The following is an 8,992-nucleotide window of genomic DNA, read 5'->3' on the forward strand; positions in this document are numbered from 1 at the left end:
GCCCGGGCCCCGGCCGGCGAGGAGCCGGGCACCTGGAACTGGGCCGCCCGGGACGCGCTGCGCGCCGCGATCAACGGCTGGGAACGCCCGCTGGACTGGTGTGCCGGCAACCGGGACCGGTTCGCCGAGCGGATCCTGCCCCGCCTCGGTGAGCTGGCCGACGAGCGGCTGCGCCAGCAGCACGGGATCACCCGCGAGACCGATCCGGCCCGCGCCCGCGCCCTGCTGGGAGAGCCGCTGTGGACGTTCCTCGCCACCCCCTCCCGCCGCCCCCCGTCGCCGCGCGAACTCGCGGCGATCGTCGCCGAACTGGAGAAGCTGTGAAGAACGACGTGGACCGGAGCATGGCCCCCGCCGAGGTCGGCCAGCTGGCCCGGAAGGTGCTCGACGCGGTCGGCACGGTCGTGGTCGGCAAGCGGGATGCCCTGGAGCTGGTCCTCGCCGGCATCCTGGCCGGCGGCCACGTCCTGTTGGAGGACCTGCCCGGCCTGGGCAAGACGTTGACCGCCCGGTCCTTCGCGCAGGCGCTCGGGCTCGACTTCCGCCGCCTCCAGTTCACCCCGGACCTGCTCCCCGCCGACGTCACCGGCTCCTTCCTCTACGACCAGCGCAGCGGCGACTTCTCCTTCCGCGCCGGCCCGGTCTTCACCAACCTGCTGCTCGCCGACGAGATCAACCGCACCCCGCCGAAGACCCAGTCGGCGCTGCTGGAGGCGATGCAGGAGAAGCAGGTCTCGGTCGAGGGCGTCACCTACCGGCTGGACGAGCCGTTCCACGTGCTCGCCACCGCCAACCCGATCGAGTACGAGGGGACGTACCCGCTGCCGGAGGCCCAGCTCGACCGGTTCCTGCTCCGGGTGTCGTTCGGTTACCCGGACCACGACGAGGAGTGGGACGTGCTGCGCCGGCGGATCGCCCGCCGCCGCGAGGAGGCCGAGATCACGCCCGTGGTGGACGCGGGCACGCTGCGCGCGATGCAGGCGGCGCTGGAGGACGTCGTCGTCGAGGACTCCATCGGCCGGTACATCGTGGCGCTGACCGCGGCCACCCGGGAGCACCCGTCCGCGCTGGTCGGCGCCTCCCCGCGCGGCTCGCTGGCGCTGCTGCTGCTCTCCCGGGTACGCGCGGTGCTCGCCAACCGGGACTACGTGGTGCCCGAGGACGTCAAGGCCGTGGCGGTGCCCGCGCTGGCGCACCGGATCACGTTGCGCCCGGAGATGTGGCTGCGCCGGGTCGACCCGTCCTTCGTCGTCGGCGAGGTGCTGGAGTCGACCCCCGCCCCGGCCAGCGGCGCCCTGCCCAGCTACGCGGCCGGACCCGTCGGACACTGATGGCCGACCGTCACGAGCCGGCCGGCGGCTGGGCGCCCACTTGGGCGCTCGGCCGCGCCGTGCTGCTCACCGGCCTGCTGCTCGTCGCGGCCGTGCTGCTCGGCCGGATCGACCTGGTGGTGCTGGCCACGCCGTTCGCGCTGGGCACCGCGTACGGGCTGCGCCGGCGGCCCACCACGCTGCCCGGCCTGGAGGTCGGCGTCGGGGGCGCGCACCTGGTCGAGGGGACGCCGATGACCGCCACGGTCACCGTCGCCAACCCGGACACCGTGTCGTACGACGTGGCCGTGGTGCGTACCCGGATGTCGCCGTGGCTGCGGGTGGAGAAGGTCGGCTTCGGCGGGACCGGGGTGGACGTGAGCCGCTCCGGCGGCGCGGACCGTCCCTTCGTCACCTCGGTGCCCGCGGACACCGCCGTGGACCTGGCGCTGACCGGGACCGCCCTGCGCTGGGGCCGGCACCCGATCGGCCCCGCCGGCACCCGGGTGGCGGTCGCCGACGGGCTGCTCGTCTCCCGGTCGGTGATCACCGAGCCGGTCCGGACCCGGGTCTATCCGATGACCCAGCCGTTCGAGGCGGTCGAGGCGATGCCGCGGGCGGCGGGCCTGGTCGGTGCGCACCACTCCCGCCGGCCCGGCGAGGGCGGCGAGCTGGCCGGGGTACGTGTCTTCGCCCCGGGGGACCGGCTGCGCCGGATCGACTGGCGGGTCTCCCTGCGGGCCCGGCAGCTGCACGTGGCGGCCACCCTCTCCGACCGGGACGCCGAGGTGGTGGTCCTGCTCGACGTGCTGGCCGAGGCGGGCCGCTCCGGCGGCGTACGCGGTCCGGCGTCGGTGCTGGACACCACGGTCCGGGCGGCCGCCGCGATCGCCGAGCACTACCTGCACCGGGGCGACCGGGTGGCGCTGCTGGAGTACGGTCCGGCGGCCCGCCGGCTCCGCCCCGCCACCGGCCGCCGCCAGTACCTGACCGTGCTGGAGTGGCTGCTCGACGTCAAGGCCGAGTCCTCCCCGCACGAGCCGTACGACCAGGTCTTCGGCCCCCAGCTGCTCTCCTCGGACGCGCTCGTGGTGGTGCTCACCCCGCTGCTCGACGAGCGCTCGGCCCAGATGCTCGCCCGGATGGCGCGGGGCGGCCGGTTCGTGGTGGCGGTGGACACCCTCCCGGCCGACCTGCCGGCGCCGAAGGACCGGGGCTGGGCCGAGGTGGCGTACCGGCTGTGGCGGCTGGACCGGGATACGATGATCGGCCAGCTCCGCGAGCACGGCGTGCCGGTGGTGCGCTGGGCCGGCGCCGGCAGCCTCGACCAGGTGCTGCGCGACGTGGCCCGCCTGGCCACCGCCCCCCGGGTGGGTGGCCGGTGAGCGCGAGGAATGCAGCCGAGCGGAGTCCCGCAGTCGCGAACGAAGGCAGGCTCCGGTGAACGAACTGGTGGAGGGGCTGCACGAGCGGTTGCGGGCGGCGCGGTTCCAGGTGAGCCGAATCAGCCCCGTCCCGCTGTTGATCCGCGTCGGGATCTTTCTCACCGTGCTGGTCGGTTTCCTGGTCGCGTACCCGGTGGAGGCGCTCGCCCCGCGGTCGCTGCTCGCCCTGGTGGTGGTGGCGCTGCTGCCGGCGGTCGGGCCGCGCCGGGTCTGGCCCACCTTCGCGGCGTTGGTCACGGTCGGTGGCTGGCTGCTGGCCACGGTGGGATTCGACCGGCCGCCGGCCCTGTGGCGACTGGTCGCGGTGGCCGCGCTGCTCTACCTGGCGCACACCCTCTGCGCGCTCGCCGCGCTGCTGCCGTACGACGCGGTGGTCGACCCGGACCTGGCGGTCCGGTGGCTGAGCCGGGCCGGCGGGGTGGTGCTGGCGAGCGCCGTGATCGGCATCGTGCTGGGCTGGCTGGGCGGGGTCGGTGGGGATCGTGGGTCCCAGGTGGCGACGGTGGTCGGGCTGCTGGTCGCGGTGGCGCTGAGCGCCCTTCTGGGCTGGCTCCTGCGTCGCAGATAGCGGGACGTCCCGGGACGTTGCGCAGGTCACAGGGGTTGTGCTCCGTCACAGAAGGGGGTCTCGAACGGGATTACCCGAGGCCCCCGGGGAAAGATAGATGACGTGAACCCGAAGCGGATCCTTGTCGTGGGTGCCGGGCACGTGGGCCTGTACGCCGCTCTGCGCCTGTCCAAGAAGCTGAGCTCCCGTGAGGCCGAGGTCATCGTCGTCGACCCGCAGCCGCACATGACCTACCAGCCGTTCCTCCCGGAGGCCTCGGCGGGCAACATCTCGCCCCGGCACGCGGTGGTGCCGCTGCGACGGGAGTTGCGCAAGTGCACGGTGGTGGCCGGCACGGTCACCCGGATCGACCACGACCAGAAGACCGCGATCGTGCAGCCGATCAGCGGCCCGACGCGAAAGATCCAGTACGACCATGTGGTGGTCGCACCCGGTTCGGTGTCCCGCACCCTGCCGATCCCGGGTCTGCACGAGCACGGCATCGGGTTCAAGACCATCGGCGAGGCCGTCTTCCTGCGCAACCACGTGCTGGACCGGCTCGACGTGGCGGCCGTCACGACCGACCCGGAGGTCCGCCGGCGCGCGCTGACCTTCGTCTTCGTCGGCGGTGGCTACGCCGGCATCGAGGCGCTCGCCGAGATGGAGGACATGGCCCGCGACGCGCTGCGCTACTACCCCGAGCTGAAGCCGGAGGACATGCGCTGGGTCCTGGTCGAGGCCACCCAGCGGGTGCTGCCCGAGGTCGACCGGGACATGGGCGCCTACACGGTGCAGCAGCTGCTGAAGCGGAACATGGACATCCGGCTGGACACCCGGCTGGAGTCCTGCGTCGACGGCGTGGTGAAGCTCTCCGACGGCGACAGCTTCCCGGCCGACACCATCGTCTGGACGGCGGGCGTGAAGCCCTCGCCGATGCTCGACGCGACCGATTTCCCCCGCGACGAGCGGCGCAGGGTCACCTGCCTGCCCACCCTCCAGATCGTCGACGGCGACCGGGTGGTCGAGGGCGCGTGGAGCGCCGGCGACTGCGCCGCCGTGCCGGACCTGACCAAGGAGCCCGGCAACTTCTGCTCGCCGAGCGCCCAGCACGCGGTCCGGCAGGCGGCCCGGATGGCCGACAACATCGTGAACGTGGTCCGCGGGCGCGCGCCGGTCGACTACAAGCACAAGCACGCCGGCAGCGTGGCCAGCCTCGGCCTGCACAAGGGTGTGGCCCAGGTCTACGGCGTCAAGATGACCGGCTGGCCGGCCTGGTTCATGCACCGCACGTACCACATGTCGCGGATCCCGTCCTTCAACCGCAAGGTCCGGGTCGTGGTCGACTGGACGCTGGCGTTCTTCCTCAAGCGTGAGGTGGTCGCGCTGGGCCAGCTGCACGACCCGCGCGAGGAGTTCGCCGAGGCCTCGGCACCGGTGGGCGCGTCCCGCTGAGTCTCCCCGGCAAGGGCCCTTCCCGTACGCGGGAGGGGCCCTTCCGTCTGGGTGGCTCGACCTGCCGCGGGAAGCTCAGAACCGCCAGGTCCAGGCGTCGGCGACCCGGGTGCCGGGGCCGAAGAGCTGCTCCAGGGTGCGCCGCAGGGTCTCCGCGTGCGGGGCGTCGTCGGTGAGCGCCACGCAGGAGGCGCCCCAGAACTGGATGTCCCGCGCGGCCTGCCGCCGCTGCTCGTCCCCGATCGCCGGCGGCACCCCGCGCTTCGCGACGTCGGCGAGCAGGGCCGAGGTGGGGCGCTTGTAGGTGCCCATCACCGCCGAGCCGTCCTTGCCGTACGGGCCGATGAAGAAGCCCTCGGGCATGCCGAACGCCGCTCCGGCCGCGGTGCCCCAGCGCATCGGCCACGGGTCCTTCGGGGTGGCCGTGGGCACCGGGACCAGCACACCGCCGGGGCGTACGCACTGTCGCCAGTGGCCGGCGGCGATGAACTCGGGCAGCGCCGGCCGGTCCGCCGTGCGCAGCGGTGCCGGGAGCACGCTGAGCAGGGCCGCGCCGACGGCCAGAGGTACCAGCCGCCGGGCTGGGCCACGGTCGCTGAGGGCCCGGTCCACGGCCAGGGTCAGCACCGCGCCGGCCAGCGGCAGCACCGCCAAGGCGAACCGCATCGGCAGCGCGCCGTCCACCACCGGGAGCCCGGTCAGCAGCGCGTACGGGCCGGGCACGCCGGTCCGCTCGCCGCCGACCACCACCTCGGGGCCGAGCGACAGGACGGCCATCACCAGCCCGCCGGCGAAGCAGGCGGCCACCAGCGGGCGGCGGCCCAGCCAGACCACGCAGCCGATGGTGACCAGCAGCAGCGGCCAGCCGAGGAAGGTGTCGTACTCGGCCGGGCCGGTGGTCAGCCGGGCCGAGGCGTCGCTGCCCAGCACGGAGAGCGGGGAGAGGGTCGACCAACTCGTCAGGTCGGCGGAGAAGTAGTACGGGCTGAACATCCCGTCGGCGATGCCCTGCGGGCCGGCGAACTGGTGCCACAGCGGGTACCCGAGCACGAACAGCGCCGCGCCGGCGGCGACCAGCAGGCCACCGACGAAGCCCGGCAGCGCCCGGCGCAGCAGCGCCCGGTCCGCCAGCCCGTAGGCGACCGCCATCACCAGCAGGGTGAGTGCGGTGAGGAACAGCACCTCCTCGCCGATGAAGATCTGGACGGTGACCACGGCCACCAGGCCGGCGGCCGAGGTGGCCATCCGCCACCGGTCCGGCCCGTCCGGGCGGCCGGCCGGGTCGGCGGCCCGGAGCAGCCGGACCACCAGCCAGACGATCACCGGCACCAGCCACTGGGCCGTCATGTGCAGGTGGCCGTTGCTCTGCGAGACCATGCCGGGACCGAACCCGCAGAGCGCGGCGCCCAGCGCGGCGGCGACCCGCCGGGCGCGCATCGTCCGGGTGAACAGCAGGTACCAGGCGACCGCCGTGCCGGCCAGGTTCCCGGCGACGAGCAGGGCGAAGCTGACCGGCGCCCCGAAGACCAGGGTGATCGGGGCGAACAGCACGCCCAGCGCGATCACCGTGGTGTTGGCCATCAGGTTGACCCCGTCCGGCGCGTTCAGTCGGTCGGTGAGCAGGCTGAAGTCACCCAGCAGGGCCCGCGAGTCGACGGCCAGGAACCACTCGTAGAGGGTCTGGTCCGCCGGGTTCAGCGCGAGCATCCGCTGGCCCGGGTCCGGCCAGAGGCCGTGGGTGAGCCAACCGGCCAGCAGCACGAAGAGCAGCGCGACGACCAGGTCGGCGCGGCGCCGGGCCACGGTGGCCAGCAGCCCGGCCACCCGGGTCGGGCGGCCGACCGCGGGGTCGAGACGGACGGCCTCGTCGGGCTCGGGCCCGGGGGCCGTGGGGGCGGCGCTGGTCACGGGCTCGACCATATCGGCGTGGCCCCCACGGGGTACGCCCGGTCGCCGCGCAACGGCTACGGTGAGACCTGCACCGCCGCGTGTCGGCGCGCCGGTGTCACCCGCCCGGGTGGTGGAACGGCAGACACGGCCGCCTTAAAAGCGGCTGCCGCAAGGCGTGCGGGTTCGACCCCCGCCCCGGGCACGAGACTCTCAGGTTTCCCACAGCTTCGCGCCGGGCGCGGGGGTGCGGGTCCCGTTTACCCTGGAGGGTGCACGTTCACGTGCATCGACCCCCTGAGGGAGGCCTGAGAAGTGAAGACCTCGAACCCGGTGCTCTCCCGGCTCGGCCAGGCGGCCGACCGCGAGCGGGCGGCCGGGTACGCCCAGCCCGGGCCGTACGGTCAGCCCGGATATCCCCAGCAGTACCAGCGGTACCCCCAGCAGTACCCGAGCCCCCCCGGCTACCCGGCGGCCCCGCCCACCGTGACTCCGATGACCCTGGACGACGTGGTCGTCAAGACGGTCACCCTGCTGGGCATCCTCGGCGCCGCGGCCGCCGCCACCTGGGCCGTCCTGCCGGACCAACTGCTCGGCCTGGCGTGGCTCGGGGGCGCCGTCGTCGGTCTGGTGCTCGGCCTGATCATCTCGTTCTCCCGGATGGCCAACCCGGCGCTGGTGATCGCGTACGCCGTCGTCGAGGGCGTCTTCCTCGGCGCGGTGAGCAAGACGTTCAACACGCTCTACGACGGCATCGTGCTCCAGGCCGTGGTGGCGACCTTCGGCGTCTTCTTCCTGATGGCGATGCTCTACAAGTCGCGCGTCATCCGGGCCACCCCAAAGTTCGCCCGGATCATGATCGCGATCATGGGTGGCCTCTTCGCGGTCATGCTGATCAACCTGGTGCTCGCGCTCTTCGGCGTCAACACCCACCTGCGCGACGGCAGCCCGCTGGCCATCGGCTTCAGCCTCGTCTGCATCGTGGTCGCCTCGCTCAGCTTCGTGCTCGACTTCGCCAACATCGAGGACGGCGTCCGGATGGGGCTCCCGCAGCGCTACTCCTGGACCGCCGCCTTCGGCATCCTGGTCGGCCTGGTCTGGCTCTACCTGGAGGTGCTGCGCCTGCTCAGCTACTTCCAGGGCGACGACTGACCGCCCGTACCCCCGGCGACGCCCGCCTGCCGCGACCGCGGCGGCGGGCGTCGTCGTTTTCCCGCCGCCACCCGGCCGCCCGGGGCACAGTGAAGACCGGGGTACGTCGCCGAGGAGGTCGCGGGTGCGGAGTGCCAATCCGGTGCTGGACCGGCTCGACGACGTCGGCCGGACCGAGCGCCAGGTGCTGGGGGTCGGCGCCGTCGAGTCGATGACCGTGACCGACGTGGTCAGCCGGACGGTCGGGCTGCTGCTGCTCACCGGCGTCACGGCGGCGATCGCCTGGGTGGTCGTCCCGCAGGCGTGGTGGATCTCGGCGGCCCTGGCCGGCAGCGCCCTGGCCAGCCTGGCGCTGGTGCTGTTCATCTCGCTCAAGCAGATCACCAACCCGCCCCTGATCGCCGCGTACGCGGTGCTCCAGGGCGTGCTGCTCGGCGTGGCGAGCCGGGCCTTCGAACTGGTCTACCCGGGAATCGTGGCGCAGGCGGTGATCGGCACCTTCGGCGTCTTCCTCGGCATGGCGCTGCTCTACCGCGCCCGGATCATCCGGGCCACCCCGCGGCTGGCCCGGCTCGTGCTCGGCACGCTGATCGGGATCGTGGCGATCGGCCTGGTCAACCTCGTCGCCTACCTGATCACCGGCCGGCAGGGGCTGGAGATGTACAGCCTGACCGCCCGGGTCGGCTGGCTGCCGTACGTCTTCTCGGTGGTGGCGATCATCGCCGGGGCGCTCAGCTTCATCCTCGACTTCGACCTGGTCGAGCGCTCGGCCCGCGCCGGCCTGCCCCGCCGCTACGCCTGGTACTGCGCGTTCGGGCTGCTGGTCGGGTTGATCTTCCTCTACTGGCAGATCCTGCGCCTGCTCAGTTACGTCCGTCGCTGACCGTACGAGCCGTCGTAGACTCGGCCGCGATGAGCGCAGCGGAACTGGACCGGGCGGTGGAGCTGCTGGTCCGCCAGGTCGGGCACTGGGCACAGCCACGCTGGTCGGCGCAGGCCGAGGGGGGCAACGTGTCCCGGGCCGACCTGGTGCACAAGCTGGTGCAGGAGATCGCCAACCTGGCCGCGGACGCCGCGGGCGAGCCGCGTCGGGACGTGCCCCGGCTCGACAGCGACCTGGTCCTGCCCGACCAGCTCCGGGTGGTGGCCGCCGACCTGGTGACGGCCGGCCCGCCCGAGGGGGTGCTGGCCGCGGCGGC

Annotated in this window: 8 protein-coding genes, 1 tRNA gene and 1 pseudogene; 9 read left to right on the plus strand and 1 reads right to left on the minus strand. The window is 73.5% G+C overall.

The genetic code is table 11. The annotated features are described in order from the left end of the window. The 5 genes and pseudogenes from ACWEVO_RS20805 to ACWEVO_RS20825 all read left to right on the plus strand — a co-directional run. Positions 1-324, plus strand: a pseudogene (locus tag ACWEVO_RS20805) (hypothetical protein); the annotation flags it as partial. Between the two features lie 20 nt (positions 325-344). Further along, positions 345-1,331: an AAA family ATPase gene (locus tag ACWEVO_RS20810; protein ID WP_452309188.1), complete on the plus strand. Its 987-nt coding sequence runs from the start codon at positions 345-347 to the stop codon at positions 1,329-1,331. Then, positions 1,331-2,695 carry a DUF58 domain-containing protein gene (locus ACWEVO_RS20815; RefSeq protein WP_452309182.1) on the plus strand — a complete coding sequence of 455 codons (1,365 nt, stop codon included), beginning with the start codon at positions 1,331-1,333 and terminating at the stop codon, positions 2,693-2,695. Before ACWEVO_RS20810 ends, ACWEVO_RS20815 begins: the two co-directional genes overlap by 1 nt. Positions 2,696-2,762: 67 nt before the next feature. Continuing rightward, positions 2,763-3,323 carry a hypothetical protein gene (locus ACWEVO_RS20820; RefSeq protein WP_452309189.1) on the plus strand — a complete coding sequence of 187 codons (561 nt, stop codon included), beginning with the start codon at positions 2,763-2,765 and terminating at the stop codon, positions 3,321-3,323. A gap of 102 nt (positions 3,324-3,425) precedes the next feature. Continuing rightward, on the plus strand, positions 3,426-4,754 hold the full coding sequence (locus ACWEVO_RS20825; RefSeq protein ID WP_452309183.1) for an NAD(P)/FAD-dependent oxidoreductase: 1,329 nt from the start codon (positions 3,426-3,428) through the stop codon (positions 4,752-4,754). A 75-nt stretch (positions 4,755-4,829) separates the two neighbouring features. On the opposite strand, the gene ACWEVO_RS20830 is transcribed toward ACWEVO_RS20825, so the two are convergent. Next, entirely contained in the window at positions 4,830-6,662 is a 1,833-nt protein-coding gene (locus tag ACWEVO_RS20830; protein WP_452309184.1) for a hypothetical protein, read from the minus strand. Between the two features lie 103 nt (positions 6,663-6,765). Between ACWEVO_RS20830 and ACWEVO_RS20835 the strand changes: the two genes are divergently transcribed. The 4 genes from ACWEVO_RS20835 to ACWEVO_RS20850 all read left to right on the plus strand — a co-directional run. Further along, positions 6,766-6,846 (plus strand) — tRNA-Leu (locus ACWEVO_RS20835). A gap of 110 nt (positions 6,847-6,956) precedes the next feature. Next, on the plus strand, positions 6,957-7,793 hold the full coding sequence (locus ACWEVO_RS20840; RefSeq protein ID WP_452309185.1) for a Bax inhibitor-1/YccA family protein: 837 nt from the start codon (positions 6,957-6,959) through the stop codon (positions 7,791-7,793). Positions 7,794-7,917: 124 nt separating this feature from the next. Continuing rightward, positions 7,918-8,676, plus strand: coding sequence for a Bax inhibitor-1/YccA family protein (locus tag ACWEVO_RS20845; protein ID WP_452309186.1), 759 nt, complete (start codon positions 7,918-7,920; stop codon positions 8,674-8,676). Between the two features lie 29 nt (positions 8,677-8,705). Beyond that, the coding region (locus ACWEVO_RS20850) for a hypothetical protein (protein ID WP_452309187.1) at positions 8,706-8,992 on the plus strand (287 nt) is incomplete at its 3' end.

This window comes from Micromonospora sp. NPDC003776, assembly GCF_053605645.1.

What these genes read in the sequence shown, in the direction of transcription:
- ACWEVO_RS20810 (WP_452309188.1), top strand. Translation starts at nt 345, where the DNA reads ATGGCCCCCGCCGAGGTCGGCCAGCTGGCCCGGAAGGTGCTCGACGCG.
- ACWEVO_RS20815 (WP_452309182.1), top strand. Translation starts at nt 1,331, where the DNA reads ATGGCCGACCGTCACGAGCCGGCCGGCGGCTGGGCGCCCACTTGGGCG.